Below are 18707 nucleotides of genomic sequence, written 5' to 3' on the forward strand. Positions count from 1 at the left end.
AGGCAGGGAAAGTGAGTATCCTGCAGCTTACGCCCTCTCGTTTGGGCCAGCTGGTAGAAAGCAGCCCGGAAGGGATGCTGGCGCTGAAGGAACTGAAGTGGTTGCTGGTAGGAGGGGAAGCGCTGAGTGTGCCGCTGTATGAACGCCTGCAGGAGTTGACAGGCACCCGTGTGCTGAACATGTACGGCCCTACAGAGGCGACGATCTGGAGCAGCAGCCTGGAGTTGCACGGCAGCGCAGGGTTAACAATAGGCCGTCCGTTGCAGCATGAATACATATATATAACAGACGACCGTTTGCAGCTGTGCGCAGTTGGTATCACCGGTGAAATATGTATAGGAGGCGCAGGCCTGGCGCGGGGCTACCTGGGCCGTCCTGAGCTAAGCGCGGAGAAGTTTGTTCCTGATCCTTACCGGGCGGGCGAACGGCTGTACCGCACAGGCGACCTTGGCCGCTGGCTGCCGGATGGAACGATCGCTTTTGCAGGCCGTCGCGACGACCAGGTAAAGGTGCGTGGTTACCGTATTGAGCTGGGGGAGATAGAGCGTGCGTTGCAAAGCCATTCTGCTGTAGATGCAGCAGTAGTGCTGGTAAAAGCGGCTGCGAATGGAGAACCCGAACTGGTAGCCTACGTGGTAGGAGCCCAGGCTCTGCAGGCGGCAGCGTTACGGGCACACCTGCAGCGGCAGCTGCCTGTTTATATGCTCCCTGAGCACTATGTTCAGTTGGAATCTTTTCCACTCAATGCCAGCGGGAAAGTTGACAGGAAACGTCTGCCCGCTCCCGGAGGCCTTGGCTTGTCTGCAGGCAGGGAATATCTCCCGCCGCGTAACGCGACGGAGGAAAAGCTGGTGCATATTTGGGAGCAAATCCTGGGACGCAGCGGCATCGGCGTAAAAGATAACTTTTTTGAATTGGGAGGCCATAGCCTGAAAGCGACCCGTCTGATGGGCCGCCTGTTCAGGGAATTTGGGGTAAAGATCTCCCTGAAGGACATATTCTCTGCCGCCGTGCTCGAAGAACAGGCTCAGCTCATAGACAGCACTCATAAAGAAAATTATACTGCCATCGCAACGCTGGAAGACCGGCCAAGCTACGTCCTGTCCTCTTCCCAACGTCGTATGTGGGTGTTGAGCCAGTTTGAGGAAGGCAGTGTGGCCTATCATATGCCGGGAGTGTATGTCATTAAAGGCCGGTTGCAACCGGATTTGCTCACCGCTGCGTTTAACGCGGTGATAGCACGTCATGAGATCCTGCGTACGGTGTTTAACAGTGATGAGGAAGGAGAGATAAGACAGTTTGTATTACCGCCATCCGGCGACTTTAAGATATTATTCAAGGATGTGCGCAGTCAGGGAGCTGGCTTGCCGGGATTAATCGACCGTTTCTGTAACGCACCTTTTGACCTCGCTGCTGGTCCGCTATTACGGGTAGCCGTATACGAGATCGCTGATGAAACAGCTGTGATGTCGTTTGTAATGCATCACATTATCAGCGATGGATGGTCCCTGGGAGTGTTGATACGGGAATTGTTGCAGATTTACGCACAGGGAACGGCTGCGGGCCTGACGTCCTTGCCTGTCCAGTATAAAGAGTATGCCGCATGGCAGCAAGCCCAGCTCTCAGGTCCGGCATTGGCCGCGCACAGGTCCTGGTGGTTGTCGCAGTTTGAAGGTGAGTTGCCGGTACTGGAACTTGTTCCTGATAAGCCGCGACCTGCTGTGAAAACATATAGGGGCGGACTGGTAAACCGGCAGCTGGATGCAGCTGTTGGCAACCTGTTGTCAGCACAGGCACAAGCCGCAGGCTGCACCTTGTTTATGGGGCTGCTGGCCGCGGTGAATGCCTTGTTGTACCGTTATACCCGGCAGGAAGACATTATCATCGGCAGCCCGGTGGCAGGCAGAGAGCATAGTGACTTCGAAGATCAGATCGGGTTCTATGTGAATACACTTGCCCTCAGGTTACGCTTTTCCGGCAATAACAGCTTTCAGGAGCTCCTGGGTATCGTACGGGAGGTTACCCTCCAGGCATACGGGCACCAGGTTTATCCTTTCGATGAACTGGTAGAGGATCTGCAGCTGCAACGGGATATGAGCCGTCACCCTTTGTTCGACGTTGTTGTGCTGCTACAGGATGCTGAGCTTGCGCCAGCGCTCGATCATACGCAGGTCAATGGCATTTCGCTGCACCCTTACAAAGAAAGGCGTAATACCGCAAGCAAATTTGATCTGTGCTTCATCTTCGAGCCGGCCGGTGAACAGATAAACCTTAACATAGAGTACAGCAGTGATATTTACAACGCTTCGACCATAGAAAGACTGGGGCTGCATTTTGAGCAGCTGCTAACAGCTATGCTTGCAGCCCCGGCAACGGCTATAAAACAGTTGTCGTGTTTAACGACGGAAGAAGAACACCGCCTGTTAAAAGGCTTCAATAATACCGCGGTTGATTACCCGTCGCATAAAACCCTGGATGCCCTGTTCGTTGAGCAGGTGGCGGCTACGCCCGCCAAAACAGCCCTGGTGTTCGGGTCCGCTGCGTATAGTTATAAAGAGCTGGACGAGTTATCGAACCGCTTCGCTAATTTCCTGCAGCAACAATGCCGGATAATGCCGGGCGATCTGGTGGGCGTTAAGCTTGATCGGAGCGAATGGCTGATCGTCGCCATATTAGGTATATTGAAAGCCGGCAGTGCTTATGTGCCATTTGATCCCGTATACCCGGAAGACCGTATTGCCTTTATGCTGGCGGACACCGGCTGTAAGCTGGTGATCGCTGCGGAAGAACTGGAAATGTTCCGCGCAACCGCCGGCTGTTATAGCACCTTTAGCCCGGTCAGCGTGCAAACAGCCCAAAGCCTGGCTTATATCATGTATACCTCCGGATCTACCGGAACGCCTAAAGGTGTCATGGTAAGCCATCGTAACATAGTGCGCCTGGTAATGTCTTCCGGTTATGCCGACCTCACCGGGCAGCGCGTATTATTGTCTACAGGCGCGGTATCTTTTGATGCCACCACTTTCGAATATTGGGGTATGCTGCTAAATGGTGGTAAACTGGTGCTGTGCAGTCAGGATGAGCTGCTGGATGAGCAACAGATGGCGAAGCTGATCAACAACCACCAGGTGGATATAATGTGGTTTACGGCAGGCTGGCTGCATCAACTGATAGATAAGGACATTACAATATTTGCAGGGCTGAAGACCATCATCGCCGGTGGCGATAAGTTATCCGCCCTGCATATCAACCGCCTGCGCAGGCACTATCCCGCCATGCAGGTCATTAACGGATACGGACCTACCGAAAATACGACGTTCTCGCTTACCTATACGGTGCGTACGGTGATGGCCGATATACCACTGGGCCACCCTGTTAGCAATAGTACCGCTTATATACTTGACGAAACCCTGCAACTATGCCCCATAGGTGTGGTAGGCGAGATTGTAGTAGGCGGCGATGGTCTGGCGCAAGGTTATCTGAACCGCGATGAACTCACAACGGAAAAATTCATCAGCAATCCATATGCTCCCGGAGAACGCCTGTACCGCACCGGCGATCTGGGGCGCTGGCTGCCGGATGGCACTATCGCATTTATGGGCCGCCGCGATGACCAGGTGAAGATCCGTGGTTACCGCATTGAATTAGGTGAGATAGAACACATCATGCAACAACATCCCGGTATATCGGCGGCAGTGGTGACGGTAAACAGCGCCGCGGGCGATAAGGAGCTGGCCGCCTATTTTACCGGCGAGCCAGGGCTGGACGTCGTTGTCATAAGAGCCTGGCTGGGTAAACAGCTGCCGTCTTATATGCTGCCGGACCATTATGTGCAGCTTGAAGTGTTTCCCTTAACACCCAATGGCAAGGTCGATAAAAAACGGCTTCCCGCTCCGCAAGGGTTAGGCCTGGCTACCGGCCGTCAGTATGTAGCTCCTCGTAATGAAACAGAAGAAAAGCTGGTCACCATATGGGAAGAAATACTGGGCCGCACCGGCATAGGGGTAAAGGACGACTTTTTTGAACTGGGGGGACACAGCCTCAGGGCTACGCGGCTGGCCGGTCAGCTGCATAAGGTGTTTGAAGTGAAAGTATCCCTTAAAGAGCTGTTTGCAACGCCGGTATTGGAAGATCAGGCCGCAATGCTGTTCAGTACGCATCGAACATCCTCCGGCGGCATTATGCCGGCGCCGGAGCAAGGCAGTTATGTGCTATCCTCCTCCCAGCGCAGATTATGGCTTCTCAGTCAGCTGGAAGAAGGCAGTATCGCTTATAATATTCCAAGTGTGTACGTGTTCTCCGGCGAGCTGAAGTTATCTTCCCTGGACCATGCCTTCAATGAGCTGATCCGCCGCCATGAGATCCTGCGTACCGTTTTCAGGGAAGATGAGACAGGAGAAGTACGACAGTTTATAATGCCTCCGGACGCAGCTCCGGCTCGTATCAATTGCGTCGATCTTCGGGGCGCTGATGAACAGGCGCAGCGGGTGAACGACCTGGTAACCACGGGAACACGGCAGCCGTTCAACCTGGAAGAAGGACCCCTGGTAAGGTTAGACCTTTACCAGACAGACGAAAAACGTTGGGTTTTTGCCTGTACCATGCACCACATTATCAGTGACGGATGGTCGATGGATATACTGATCCGTGAGCTGCTGCTGATGTATAACAGTCACTCGCAGCAAGAGCTGCATGAACTGGCGCCACTGGACATTCAATATAAGGATTACGCCTGCTGGCAACAGGCGCAGCTTGAAGAGGGTATGCTTGCTGCTGACCAGGTGTACTGGCTGCTGCAATTTGAAGGAGAGCTGCCCGTGCTTTCGCTGCCTACCGACTATCCGCGCCCGGCCATACGGAGCTATAGCAGCGGCGTAGTATGCAGGCAGCTGCCTGAGGACCTGGTGCAGGCGTTGCACCAGCTCTGCCGGCAACAGGGCGTTACATTATTCATGGCTTTAACCGGCTTGGTGAACGTCCTGCTCCACCGTTATACGCAACAGGAAGATATTATTATTGGCACTCCCGTCGCCGGAAGAGAGCAGGCAGCGCTAATGGACCAGATCGGGTTCTATGTGAATACGCTTGCCCTGAGAACAAGGTTTGATGCTGGCGAGACTTATACTGCCTTACTTGAGCGCATAAGGGAGATAACACTGGCAGCCTATGAGCACCAGGCATATCCGTTGGATGAACTGGTGGAACAACTCCATCTGCAACGGGATATAAGCCGTAACGCGCTGTTCGATGTAATGTTGACATTGCGGCAGCGTGACGGGGCTGTAGTGAAGCCGGAGCATGGCTTGCGTGGACTGCAGGTGCATCCTTACGAGAGCGGCGCGCTGGAAGTAAGCAAGTTTGACATCACCTTTGAGTTCATTGAAAGCGGAACAGCGCTGGCGGTGAACATAAAATACAATAGTGACCTGTTTCTTGCCACCACTGTAGCGCATATGGCAGGGCACCTGGAACAGTTGCTGCGTGCCGTAACGTCGCATCCCGGCACAGCTGTCAACAGACTGCGTTACCTGGACGAAGCGGAAGAAACAACCCTGCTCACAACATTTGGCAGTAGCAGCAACAGCTATGACCGTACCGCCAACATTGTATCCCTGTTCGAAGCGCAGGTGCGTAAGGCGCCCCACCATACCGCCCTCGTGTTTGAAAGCCGTACCCTTACCTACACAGCGCTGAATGCCTATGCTAACCGGCTGGCGCATCTCCTGCTGCAATACCATCAGCAGGGCGCAGATAATATGGTCGGTATGCTCCTGGACCGTTCCATGGAAATGCTGGCGGGCATGTTGGGTATTCTTAAATCAGGCGCGGCTTATGTACCTGTTGACCCGGAATTTCCGGAAGCCCGTATTGCTTACCTGCTGCAGGACAGCGGTATAAAGGTGCTGCTCACGCAAAGCCGTTACCTTCCGCTAACAGCAGGTTTCAAGGGTACAGTGATATGTCTGGATGATAACGGGCATATAGATGATATGCCGGCGGATAATCCTGCCGCTGACCTGTCGCCTTCCAGCCTCGCTTATCTCATTTACACGTCCGGGTCTACAGGTAGGCCTAAAGGCGTCATGATCAGCCATGCTGCATTGGTGGATTACACCTATGGATTGCTTGCACGAACAAATATCGGGGAATGCCGCAGCTTTGGCCTGGTATCTACCATTGCCGCCGATCTGGGCAATACCGTGATTTATACATCTCTCCTTACAGGAGGATGCCTGCATATTTATTCCAGTGCAGCCGTAATGAGCGGGGAAGAGCTGTTTGCATCCCCGGTTGATTGTATAAAGATCGTGCCTTCGCACTGGAAAGCCCTGCAACAGGCAGGTGCTGTGTTTGCGCCGCAGAAATGCCTGATCTTCGGCGGTGAGCAGCTCACCGCCGACGTATTGGCCCTCTTGCATAACAGTAGGGCCACCTGCCGGGTATATAATCACTATGGGCCTTCGGAAACAACGATCGGGAAACTGCTTAACCCTGTGTCTCTGACGGGCGCCTATGGCACTATTCCGCTTGGGTCGCCATTCTGCAACGCTTTTGTTTGTATCGTGGACCCGCTGTTGCAGTTAACAGGTATTGGTGTTGTCGGCGAAATATGTATAGCCGGCGATGGCCTTTCCCGCGGTTACTTCAATCGGGACGAGCTTACTGCGGAAAAGTTTATCCCTAATCCTTTCCGCCCGGGGGAACGCATGTACCGTACAGGAGATCTGGGCCGATGGCTGCCCGATGGCACTATCGCCTTTATGGGGCGCAACGACGACCAGGTAAAAATACGGGGATATCGTCTGGAGTTGGGAGAAATAGCCGCCGCCATGCAGCATCATACGGATATCGATGCTGCCGTAGTGGTTGCACGCAACAATGCAGTGGGCGAAAAAGAACTGGTCGGCTATTTCACCGGTACAACTGTAGCGGACCCGGGTGCATTGCGCACCTACCTTGCGCAACACCTTCCTGCCTATTCGGTGCCTGCTTATTTCGTACAACTGGAAGCGCTCCCGTTAACACCAAACGGTAAAATAGACAGGAAACGCTTGCCGGTACCGGAAGATTTTGGGCTCGCAGGCGCCCGGCAGTATGTGCCGCCTGTAACACCGGCAGAGAGGCTGCTTGCAGGCGCATGGGAAGATGTGCTGAACCGCCGCAGTATCGGCATACACGATAGTTTTTTTGACCTGGGAGGGCATAGCCTTTTGGCAGTGAAGCTGGTGAACCGCATCAACAGCATCACCGGCGCCGGTTTTAAGGTAAAGGATGTTTTTACCCACACTACCATCAGGGAAATGGCGATGCTGATAAATGCAGTGCAGCCAACAGACCATTTGTTTATCCCCGTGGCTGCCCCGGCGGCAAACTATCAGTTGTCTACCCACCAGCGCCGGCTTTGGCTCAGCTGCCAGCAGCACGGTAACACCGTGTCCTATAACATTCCCGGTGCCCTGCTGATGGAAGGGCCGTTGAATGTCGCAATGCTGAAAGATGCTTACCTGCTGCTCCGCGCCCGTCATGAAAGCCTGCGGACAGTGCTGGTCAATGAAGAGGGTATGCCCCGGCAGCAGGTGCTGGACGCCGGCGCTGCGGATTTTGAGATACAGGAATTTAACTATATGCCGGATACAGCTTCCCTGAACGGATTGGTAAAACAGGAGAGCGGGATAGCCTTCGCGTTGTACGGCAGGGAGTTGGTCCGCGTCCGGATCATATGTTTCCCTGACAACCGTTTCCTGTTGCTGGTGGTGATGCATCATATTATCAGCGATGGCTGGTCGATGGAGCTTTTTATCAGGGAATGGATAACGCTGTACGCATCCCTTCACCAGGGTCGTCCGGCGGCCTTGCCTGCTCTGCCTTTACAGTACAAGGATTATGCGGTATGGCAACAGGAGTATATGCAGTCACCTGCCTATGCGAAGGCCGCCGGCTATTGGCAGCAAAGGCTGTCGGGCGCCCTGCCGGTATTGCACTTGCCTTTCGCGCTCGCGCGCACGGCAGAAACTGGCCAGGAAGGGGACGTGTTCCACTTTACGCTTGATGACGGGCTGTATACAGGGTTGCAACAGCTGGCGGTTGCCCAACAGTCTACTTTGTTCACGGTGCTGTTTAGCGCATTTAACGTATTGCTGCATCATGTCAGCGGCCAGCAGGATATCATCCTTGGCACCTCTGTGGCTGGCCGCGGTCATGAAAGTCTGGAAAAAATCATCGGCTTTTTTGTGAACACGGTTGCGGTAAGAACAAACCTGGATGGAGGCGAGGAATTTGTGGGATTGCTTAGCCGTACAGGCGCGCAGCTGTTGCAGGACTTTGAACACCAGGATATGCCGTTTGAAGAACTGGTGACCCACTTGCAGTATGAGCGGCAGCCGGGGGTGAACCCCGTTTTTCAGGCGAGGTTCGTGCTGAACAATGAGCGGGAAGAGGAGCTGTCGGGGTTACAGGCGCTCGGCATTGATGTGAAGGCTATCGGAGAACGGGAGGTGAGCTCCAAATTCGATCTGAGCCTGGTCATGCGTCCCGGCCGGCACCTGTCAGGGATCATCGAGTATAAGTCACGGCTGTATAAACAGGAGAGCATCGCCCTGCTGTCGGCTGCATATTCGGAATTGCTTCGGGAAGTGGTAAAACAGCCACGCACGCCGGTAAGCGCACTGGATACGTTCAATACCGCTTACCAACAGCAGCTGGACACGGCTAAAAAGGCAGCGAGCGACAGCCTGTTGAAAAAATTACAAACCCTTCAGAAAAAATAAAAAACTCAAATACCATGGCAACCTCTAAAAATAGCCTGCAGGAGCTTTTAAATACGGTTCCCAAAACAATAACGCCTAAAACACTGCAGACAACAGTAGAAAAGAAGGTGATCGGCAACGGGTATACCAGGCTCACCATATTAGAATCTGCGGACCCCCAGCTGGATATGGGAACATGGATCAGCGAAAATATGGATATGGTGACAGCAGCATATGATGAAAATAAAAACCTGCTGTTCAGGGGCTTTAAGCCCCTGGATGACAAAGCGGTGTTCCCGGCTATCGTACAACAGGTGTCCGGCAGCGAACTGCTGGATTATACGGAGCCTTCAACGCCGCGTACGCAGGTAGGCCAGAAAGTTTATACCTCTACTGAATTTCCCAACGAAGAATATATCGTACAACATAATGAACATTCGTATTCCAATCACTGGCCCCTGCGGATATTTTTCTATTGTGATATACCCGCCGAACAGGGCGGACAAACCCCTGTCTGCGACAGCAGGGCGGTATACAAGTTGATCAGTGAGCCCGTCAGAAAACAGTTTGAGCAAAAGAATGTCATGTATGTGCGCAACTTCAGCGAAGAACTGGATATCAGCTGGGAACACTTTTTCCAGACCTCAGATAAGGAAAAAGTAGCGGAATACTGTAAAGAGAAACATATTGAACTTGAATGGAAAGGTAGCGAAGAACTGAGGACCCGGCAACGATCACAATCAGTGCTGGCGCATCCTGTTTCCGGCGAAAAAGTGTGGTTCAACCAGGCACACCTTTTCCATGTCACCAATCTGAGAGATGAGGTCGCTGGTTTTTTAATTGATAATTACGGGGAGGAGAACCTGCCCAGGAATGCATATTATGGGGATGGAAGCAGCATCGCAAAAGAAACCCTGGAGGAGATAAAAGCAGCATACAGTCAGGCCATGTTCTCCTTCGAATGGAAAGCCGGCGATCTTATTATGTTGGATAACGTCCTGTATTCCCACGGCAGAAACCCTTACCAGGGAAAGCGCAGTATTCTGGTGGCTATGACCGACGAGTATCCTTCCCGCAAACAGGCTACCGCCACAGGCGCTATTGATCAGAAACAGGTCAGCCATTCAAGAAAACAGACGGCCTCGCATTATCTGAACAAATTGAGCAGCCAAACCGATGAAGCTGTGTTGAAATATAAACTGGCGCTGGCCAACCGGATGATGGCTGCTTTTAATCTCGAAGAAGGTGGTATCAGCGGGCATATCAGCCTTAAAGTGCCCGGCAGGGAAAATGCCTTTTGGGTGAACCCTTTCGGTATGCTGTCGGAAGAGGTAACGCCTGCTAACCTCATTATGGTGGATGAACAGGGAACAGTGCTGAGCGGGGACCATCCGGTGAATGTGGCCGGTTTTTGCATCCACGCCACTATTCATAAAATGTATCCGCATATTCATTGTATCGTGCACACCCATTCACCCTGGGGGACGGTATTCTCTACGCTGGACAGGCAGTTGCTTCCCCTGGACCAGAACTGTTGCATGTTCTTTGGTAATCATGCCTTGTTCAGGGAGTATAACGGGCCCGTAAACGACGCGGAAGATGCTGTAAAGCTGGCCCAAACGCTGAATGGACAAAGCGCAGTGATACTCGCTAATCACGGCGCCATTACCTGCGGCGATAATATTGAAACCGCTGTCATGTACATGGTGGCTTTGGAACGCGCTTTCCGTTTGAACATCATCGCAATGCAAACAGGCGAATATAAACTTATTGATGATGATGTGGCGCGTATGACAAAAGAGTGGATCGCTAATCCGATCGGTTTCAGTATCGAATTTGAAGCATTGCAGAGAAAGGTGGAACGTATGTACCCCGAGTTACTTAACTATAAACCCAGACAATAAAAAAAATATTATGAGCAGGCTGGAAGGATATGCATTGTCTCCGCAGCAGAAAGAGGCTTGGTTAAGCATAAAGGAAGGCTGCACCGGCAGGGTGCAAGCCGTTTTCAGGTGCGGGACCGCGCCCGATTGGGAAAAGATGTGCCGGGCCGTGAAAAAAGTACTGGAAGAAAACGCTGCGTACCGGTTGAAATTTGTACAGGTGCCTGGCGAGAGCGAACCAATACAATTGCGGGTAGAAGATGACCAGGTAAAATTTGAATTGATAGAAACGGAGGACATGGAGCAGGGAGCATCCATGATACATGGGGACAGCAACGGCGGCCCTTATCCCGATGAGGCGTTGCTTTATGTGTCGCTTTACCGCAACCCGGCAGGGGGCAACTGTCGGCTGGTGTTTTCTTCTTCTCCCTTATGCGCCGATGTATGGGGTGTTTATGTGCTGGCAATAAATGTTTTTGCTGCATATAATAACGCTGCCGCTTTACCGGAACCGCCAATAGACTACCTGCAGTTTGCCGGCTGGCAGAACGGGCTGCTCGAATCTGAGGATATGGCCGAAGGTAAAAGGCACTGGCAGAGCCGGACTTCGCACGGTAATCCCATGCTGCCCGATATCCTGTTCGCCGGAAAACACCATGACCGCACTGCTGATGTACGCACGCTGAGCTGCTTACCGGATAATGAACTGGTAACGGCCTTGCAGCAGCATGCATCTCCTGAATCATTGATGGCAGCCTGTTGGTATATGGTACTGTGGAAGTTGAACAACCAGGCTAATTTCCTCATGGGACATGTACACCATGGAAGAAGCTTTGAGCAGCTTTACCACCTGGTGGGAAGTTTTGCCAAAGTGTTGCCTTTACAGCTGAACATAAACGGGCATCTTCCCCTTTCTGCTGTCGTTCGCCACTATGAACAGGAACTGAGCCTGGCTGATACTCATAAAGAGGCGCTGAAGGAAGATGAGCATTATCACCGTTTTATAACTGACAGCCTGCCTTGCCGTTTTGCATACACGGATTATAACCAACTGGCGGCCGAGTTGCCTGTGCACCCCGCCTCTTTGCTGCAGGCCCGGCAGCTTTTACAGCTGCAGCTGGAAGTGAGCAGGATAGGGGACCAGTATCAGATGACACTGTATTATAACAGTCTGTCTTATACCGCCACTGATGCAGATTACCTGTTCCACGCGTGGCAGTCGGTGCTGCAGCAGGTCCTTACACAAGGAGAAAATATTATGGCAGCAAATATTGAGCTGCTGAATAACAGGTACCGCACGTTGCAGGACCTGTTCAGCGCGCCGGAGAGCATACCGCCGCAGGCAACAGACATCATCAGCCTTTTCAGGCAACAGGTAATAGCGCACCCGCAAAAAATGGCGGTAACGGACGGCGAGCGTTCCCTGTCATATGAAGCGCTGGACCGTCAGTCTTCTTTATTGGCGGGCTACCTGCTTCACAAGGGATATGTGACCGGTCATAAACACATTGGCGTTATCCAAAGGGAAAAGGCAGGAATGATCATATCGCTGCTGGCTGTACTAAAGGCGGGCGCTGCATATGTTCCCATTGACCCTGACGATGCGGTAAAACGGGTGCAGCATATTTTGGCCGATGCGGGCGTGAGCTGTGTCCTCACGGATTCTTCGCTGGCGGCAGTCGCCTCCGGTACGACGGCCGCACTGGTAGCGCTGGACCTGATAAACCCCGCGGAGGATGCTGCTGCGTATATTGAGCTGCCGGGTCGTACACCGCACACCCCGGCTTATGTGATTTATACCTCCGGTACCTCCGGCCTGCCGAAAGGTGTGGTGATCCCCGACAGCGCCCTGGTTAACTACGTCACCTGGCTGCAGCTGTTTGCCGGTGTATGCGCCGCTGATAGCTCCTTGCTGCTTTCATCGTATGCCTTCGATCTGGGATATACCGCCCTGTGGGGCTCTTTGCTGTCCGGAGGCGCCTTGCACCTGCTGTTTAAAGCGCAGGTACAGGATGTGGAAGCACTGGCTGCATATATTGCCGCTAACGGGATCAGTTTTATAAAAACCACGCCTTCATTTTTCAATGTATTGATACGCGCTGCCGGCGCGGGCCAATTGGCAACATCGGCGCTGCGATTGGTAATTCTGGGAGGAGAAAGCATTAATACTGAAGATCTGCAGTATCTCAATACACAGGTCAGCCCTGGTATTGCGGTCATTAATCATTATGGTCCAACTGAAACAACTATTGGCACTGTCGCTTATAAGGTCCCGCTGCAGGCGCTGGACGCCTACAAACGACGTCCTGTTATCGGTCGTCCTGTTTCAAACAACCGTGTGCTCATATTGGATACCGACGGTAAGCCCGTCGCCCCCGGTTTGCCCGGAGAAATATGTATTGGCGGGCATGGCCTGGCAATGGGTTACTTTAACAGGAATGATCTGACAAACGAAAAGTTTGTCGAGCATACCGTAGCTGGCGGACGTATTTATCTTACGGGCGATGCAGGCGCCTGGCTGCCCGATGGCACCATCCTGTTCCTCGGTCGTAAAGACGAACAAGTGAAGATCCGGGGGTACAGGGTTGAACCCGGGGAAGTTAAACAGGCTGTCGCCAGGTACCCGGGCATACAGCAGGTGGCGTTGACGGTAAAAGGAGAGGTGTATAACCGGCAGCTCTTTGCCTATGTGACGGCAGCAACGTCATTGGATACAGACAGCATAAAGACCTTCCTGAAGGAGGCGCTCCCGGATTATATGGTACCTGCTTATATCATGCAGGTGCAGGAAATACCTCTCACTGTCAATGGTAAGATCGACTACAGGGCCCTTCCTGACCCGGCCGCTGTGATGCCTGCTTCTGCCGCCAGGCCCAGGAACAGCCGTGAGGCAGGTATACTCGATGTCTGGCGCCAGGTGCTGGGAAATGGAAACATGGGTATCGACGACAATTTTTTTGACCTTGGCGGGCATAGCTTAAAGGCAATACAGGTGGTAAACCGCCTGCAGAAAGAGCTGAAGATCAAAACCAGCCTGAAAGATATTTTTGATGCACCTACTGTAAGGGCGTTTCACGATGCCACTAAAGAAGCGGATGAACAAACGTTTAAGTATATTGAAGCGGTACCGCGCAGATCACATTATGGTCTCTCCAATTCCCAGAAGCGGATATGGTTCACCAGCCAGCGACAAGGTTCAAGGAGCGTGTTTAATGTGCCGCAGCTTTGCCTGTTTAAAGGCGAGCTGAATACAGGCTGGCTGAAAAATGCTTTTATACAGCTCATTAATCGCCACGAAGCGCTGAGGACCGTTTTCAGACAGGTGAACGGAGAAGTGGCACAGGTCATACTCGATCCCGCTGAAGTGAACTTTTCCCTGCAGCTCCTTTCTGCTGCCGATAAAAGTGAAGCTGCGGAAATAATCAGCAGGGAGGCGATCGCACCGTTTGATCTGGAAAATGAGATCGGTCTGCGGGCAAAGCTGATCACCCTCGCCCCGGGAGAGCAGCTGCTTATGTTTACCCTCCACCATATTATCAGCGATGGTTGGTCAAGAGAAATCATCTACCGGGAACTGCTTCATTTTTATGAAGCGGATTATCACAACCGCCCTGCTGCACATACCCCGCTCCGTATACAGTATAAAGACTATGTGAGTTGGCATGAACAGGTATACCAGGAACAGGAGCCATTCTGGGAAGCTTTCTTTAAAGCAGGTATACCGGATAACAATTTCCCGTTGGATTATAGCCGCCCTAAGACACTCACCTTCGAAGGTAACGTGTGCGTGCAACAGATCAATACAGACAGCCTGTTGCAATTAAAGAAAGTAGTGAACGACCATAAGCTTACCCTTAACAGCCTGCTGTTGAGCGTGTATGGCCTGCTGCTGGGCGAATACTGTCAGCTTGACGAGGTAATGGTAGGCACCATCGTTTCCGGTCGCAGCCATATCGACCTGGAGGAAATTATTGGCGTATTCATCAATTATCTGCCCTTTAAGATCAAGATCAACAGCGCTGATGATTTTGTCACATATACCACTGCCGTTAATCAAAGCCTGATGGCTGTGTATCAACATCAGGAATACCCCTTCGATCTGATGGTGGAAAAATTCGGTGGCAGCATAAAACCCGGTCGTAACCCAGTTTTCGATACCATGATGATCTTTCATGAAGTAGGGGACCGAAAGCACCTGCAGGAGCTGCCAGGAAACATAAAAATTGAACAGTATGAGGAAAACGAACGGCAATACCTTTCCAAGCTGGACTTTAAAATAGATGTTGTTACCGGCGATGACGGCATATCGTTACGCCTGGAGTATAACAGCAACCTTTTCACCGCTCAAACGATGCAGTTGTTGCTGGAGCGATATACACAACTTCTGCTCGCAGTGGCGGCCCGGCCTTCGTCTGGCCTTGAAGAACTGCGGCTTATTCCGGCGGCAGAGCGTCTGCAGTTATCTGCCAGACAGGAGAAACAGGCCGGCGCCTCGTCCAATGGGCTCAGGATCATTGCCTCTTTTACCGCAGAACCCCTGGAAGAGCCACTGCAGTGGTGGCAGGAGGTTTTTGAGCAAGAGGCTCACATCAGTTTCGGCAACTACCATCAGGTCTTCCAGGAACTGATGTCTGCCACGCAACAACCCCTGAAAGGCCAGACCTTCATTCTGTTGAACAGGTTCGAGGATTATGTGCAAGGCCAGGAAGGTAGCAATGCCATCGCGACACTGGACATGGTGTACGATAAAATGACGCAGTTGCTCTCTGACCTTGCTCAATCCGTGCCGGTGGTCATGGTACTATTGCCGCCATCCGAGCATACGCAGCAGGGGAGCGCTGTTGCCCGTTATGTCAGCCGCCTGAACGAAAATTGCAGTAAGGTTTTTAAAGACAGGAGTAATGTTTATCTCTGTGATCTCAGGGACTACGCGCAGCTACACCCGGGACTGGCCATGTTTGATGACCTGAGTTACAGACAAGCGTATATCCCCTTTACTGATGAAGGTTTTTATTTTATTGCCTATAACATCAGCAGGGTACTGAGGGCCATTAAAGGCCACCCTTGTAAAGTAATCGCCCTCGATTGTGATAATACTCTCTGGAAAGGCATTTGCGGGGAAGATAACCTCGATGGTATCATCATAGACCAGGGACACCGTGCATTACAGCAGTACTTTGTCCAAAAGCATGCAGAAGGCTTTTTACTGGTGCTGCTGAGTAAGAACAATGAAAAGGATGTGTGGCAGGTGTTTGAACAGCACCCGGACATGGTGCTGAAAAAAGAGCATTTTGCCGGCACGCGCATTAACTGGCAGGACAAACCGGACAATATACTATCTCTGGCGAAAGAGCTGAACCTGGGAACCGACAGCTTTGCTTTTATTGACGACAGCCCCGTAGAATGCTTCCGTATGATGCAGGAAAGGCCTGAAGTGCTCACGCTTGAGTTGCCGGATGTTCATCACCATTTTGTGCCTTTTTTCCGGCAGGTAGTTGCCTTCGATAAGCTTAGGGTCTCAAAAGAAGATGCCGCAAGGAATGCTATGTACAAAGCGGAAGTACAACGGTCGGCATCATTGAAAGATACCGGGTTGACCGGGTTGCAGGAGCAGTTGCAGCTGGAGATGAGTGTTCGCCCTATGGTGGCTGATGAGCTGGAACGTGTGGCGCAGCTCACATTGCGCACCAACCAGTTTAATCTCAACGGTATCAGGAGAAGCATGCCGGAAATATCAGCACTGCTGGAAAATAAAGCCTGTACCTGTTATGTAGTGCATGTAAGAGACCGTTTTGGCGACTATGGCCTTACCGGTGTTGTCATATCGGAACAACGGTCGGACGAGCTTTTCCTTCACAATTTTTTGCTGAGCTGCAGGGTACTGGGGAGGGGAGTAGAGCAAGCCCTGCTACAGGTGTTCAAACATCTGGCGCAACAGTGTAATGTTACCGGTATTACGGCGGCCTTCAGGCAAACGATCAAAAATATCCCCTTCAGCGATTTTCTCGCCGCTGCCGGCTGGGTGAACGCCGGCCCGCATGGTGATGACGTTTTATATCGACTGACGCTTGAACAGGTGCCTGCGGATAATGGCAACATAGCCGTTTACATAGGTTCCGACCTGCCACCGAAGCCAGGGGATAGTATAGCACCGTCCGGAAGGGAAGCTGCCGCGCCTGATTTTGTATTTGATCATATAGGCGTCGCCGTTACTGATATGTCAGTTTGTGCCGCCTGGTTTGAAGCCCTGGGTTTTCAATGGGGAGAGGAGGTGTTTGATCCTTTACAGCAGTGTACGCTCAGGATGGGCACGCATCCGGCATGTTATAACATAGAACTGGTGGCGGGAGCAGCAGACGGGGCGCCTGTGGCCAACATGTTGCAACAGCGTTCTTTTCTGCCCTACCATGTCTGTTTCCGTGTAAGGAATCATCGCCATGCGTTGGATTACCTGGCTGCCATCCTCCCGTACAATGTCGTAAAGTCACCACAGCCCGCTGTGCTGTTCAATGGGCTGCCGGTATTGTTTATCTACCTGGAGGATGTTGGTTTGGTGGAGTTGCTGGAAGATCCCGGTATGAGTACTCAAAGCCCGTTGCCCGGCAATCTTTCTCCGGTAATACAGCTGTCAAGCAATAATACAGAACAAACCCGTAAGGCTTTCCGCTTGTTGGGCTTCGAGCCGGACATCATATCCGCTCATGACTCAGGGTTGCCTGCCGGCGCACTCAGGATGGTATGGGACACCTCCCTTTTTGATCCCGCGCAGTGGAGCGGCGGCGCCGGAGAATATATGCTTTTCAGGCCATTGGCAGATACACAGGAGCAGGCAGCCTGGATTTGGCGCAAGAACCTCTGCAACGAAGAACAGCTGCTGCATAAACAGGTATACAGGGCTCTCGAGTATGCTAACCTTGCCTACCTCAGGGAAACAAAGCAACAAAAGTTGCAGGTGCTGCGGGTAAACGAAGTCCTGGGGACGGCCGACGACGAGTTGGCGGTATCCCTTCTCAGCCTTTTCAGAGAATTGCTCAGGAATAATAAGATAGGTGTGAACGATGATTTTTTCCATTCCGGAGGCCACTCGATCAAGGCAGTGCAGTTGCTGTCGAGGATCTATGCTGCTTTCGGTGTCGAAATATCATTGGCGCGTTTCTTCGAGCTGGCCACGGTAAAACGCCTTACCGAACAAATCGTTCAGCAACGCCTCACAGCAAGCTGGATGCAAACTGCCATCGCTGAGAATGATGACAGGTTTGATGAAGTAGTGATATAATTTAAAAGAACAACGCATGGAGGCATTCTTTTCCTTACTGAGGGAACATAACATATATATCAGCATTGCGGATGGTAATTTATCCGTCAAATACCCAAAGGGTAATATCGATAAGGAACTGCTGGCCGAAATTAAAGCCAGGAAAGAAGATATCATCAGCTATCTGAACCAGGTAACAACCCGGCAACTGCAGATACCACTTGTGCAAGGGCAAAGCGGTTATGAGCTGTCATCCGCACAGGAGCGGCTGTATGTATTGAGCCAGCTGGAAAATAACACGGTCCCCTACAACATGTATGGCGCCTATATTTTTGAAGGCAGACTGGATACATCCGTTTTTTCCCGCGCTTTCCAGGCGCTGATCACGCGGCATGAAATTTTACGCACGGTGTTCAGGGAAGATGAGCAGGGTGAAATACGGCAGTTTATCCGTAGCGGCGGGGCCTCTGGTTTTGATATTGCTTTTCATGATATGCAGCATGCGCCACAACAGGTAGCCATACTGATAGAACAAAATATTGCAGCACCATTCGCACTTAACGAAGGGCCGCTCTTACGCGTGGCCCTCTGTCAGATCGCAGTTGATAAATGGGTGTTCAGCTATGTGATGCACCACATTATCAGCGATGGGTGGTCCATGGGCGTGTTCTTCAACGATCTGCTCAGACTCTACAACGGATTTACCGGCGGCGGCGAAGCATTGCCACCCCTGCGCATACAATACAAGGATTATGCTTCCTGGCAGCGTAGCCGTTTAACCGGCACGGGAACGGGCAAAGCCTACTGGCAGGAAGTGTTCAG

4 protein-coding genes are annotated in these 18707 nt (G+C 52.0%); all 4 read left to right on the forward strand.

The genetic code is table 11. From position 1 onward, the window contains the following. The first annotated feature begins 11 nt into the window (after positions 1-11). A complete protein-coding gene (locus B5D63_RS34290; protein ID WP_262488185.1) occupies positions 12-8768 on the forward strand; it encodes a non-ribosomal peptide synthetase in 8757 nt (2918 codons plus the stop codon). 14 nt (positions 8769-8782) lie between these two features. Beyond that, on the forward strand, positions 8783-10651 hold the full coding sequence (locus B5D63_RS34295; protein WP_078673414.1) for a class II aldolase/adducin family protein: 1869 nt from the start codon (positions 8783-8785) through the stop codon (positions 10649-10651). 10 nt (positions 10652-10661) lie between these two features. Continuing rightward, positions 10662-17906, forward strand: a complete 7245-nt coding sequence (locus B5D63_RS34300; protein ID WP_078673415.1) for a non-ribosomal peptide synthetase — start codon at positions 10662-10664, stop codon at positions 17904-17906. 16 nt (positions 17907-17922) lie between these two features. Next, positions 17923-18707, forward strand: a 785-nt coding sequence (locus B5D63_RS34305; RefSeq protein WP_200817160.1) for a condensation domain-containing protein, incomplete at its 3' end; no start/stop codon positions are given.

This window comes from Chitinophaga eiseniae (genome assembly GCF_900167135.1).
Classification (GTDB): Bacteria; Bacteroidota; Bacteroidia; order Chitinophagales; family Chitinophagaceae; genus Chitinophaga; species Chitinophaga eiseniae.

Bases quoted from the DNA above. Each gene is read 5' to 3' on its own strand.
- B5D63_RS34300 (WP_078673415.1), top strand. From the start codon at position 10,662: ATGAGCAGGCTGGAAGGATATGCATTGTCTCCGCAGCAGAAAGAGGCT.
- B5D63_RS34295 (WP_078673414.1), top strand. From the start codon at position 8,783: ATGGCAACCTCTAAAAATAGCCTGCAGGAGCTTTTAAATACGGTTCCC.